Annotated in this window: 1 protein-coding gene; it reads left to right on the top strand. The window is 47.4% G+C overall.

Annotated features, from left to right (window positions below; translation table 11 throughout):
- The coding region (gene argA / locus ACS8FC_RS14695; RefSeq protein ID WP_439297313.1) for an amino-acid N-acetyltransferase at positions 1 to 1,105 on the top strand (1,105 nt) is incomplete at its 5' end.
- Between the last annotated feature and the right edge of the window lie 13 nt (positions 1,106 to 1,118).

Genomic DNA, 1,118 nt, shown 5'->3' with positions numbered 1-1,118 from the left:
CGAAAAAAACTTAAAAGACGATGATATTGAATCTCCGCTGCATCAAGACATTCGCATCACGCCGCGTGCCGCAATGCCCGCTATCCTACAAGCGGTTGGCGCGATTCGCTTACAGATCGAAGCACAGCTATCGATGGGATTGGCCAATTCCCCAATGTATGGCTCACGTATTGATGCCATCTCAGGTAACTTTGTCACGGCGCGCCCTTATGGCATTCGTGAAGGCATTGATTATCAAATGACGGGCGAAGTGCGCTCTATTGACGTTGAGGCCATCAAAAACAATCTACTGCATGACCATATCGTGATTTTAGGCTCTATGGGCTACTCTGCGACGGGTGAAGTATTCAATTTGCTCGCTGAAGACGTTGCGCTTAGCGCCGCGGTAGAATTGGGTGCTGATAAGCTGATATTCTTGGGTGAAGAAGCAGGTATCAATGATGGTGATCGTTTGTTGCACGAGATGATTCCTAACGAAGTGGATCGCTTCTTACGTGACCGTGATTTAAATTGTGAAATCAATTATTTCTTGAATTGTGCCAGTTTGGCTTGCCGCCAAGGTGTCCATCGCACGCATATCATCTCCTATGCCAAAAACGGTGCACTATTAGAAGAATTATTCACTCGTGACGGTTCTGGTACGCTGATTAGCCATGATCCTTACGAAGAAATTCGCCGTGCCAATATCGATGACGTCGTTGGCCTTATCGAGCTGTTATCCCCTTTAGAAGAGCAAGGTATCTTAGTCAGCCGCTCACGTGAACGCTTAGAGCAAGAAATCGACAACTATAGCGTCATCGAACGTGATGGTATGATTTTGGGTTGTGCAGCGCTACATACGTTAGATGCAGAGTCCGCAGAAATCGCTTGCGTTGCCGTACGCCCTGAATATCGTAGTGGCAGCCGCGGTGCTGATTTGCTCGCGTTTTTAGAGCAGCAAGCGCGCAGCCATGGTTTGTACAAGCTATTTGTTTTGACGACTCGTACCGCGCATTGGTTCGTGGAGCAAGGCTTTGCGGAAGTTGAGGCAAGTGCCTTGCCAGCAGCACGTCTGGAGAAGTATCACAATGGTCGTAATTCTAAAGTTTTTCAAAAAAACCTATAGTTTATAGCCAAAC

Source organism: Psychrobacter sp. 1Y4 (genome assembly GCF_051847555.1).
This window is presented reverse-complemented; position numbering and strand designations above follow the sequence as displayed.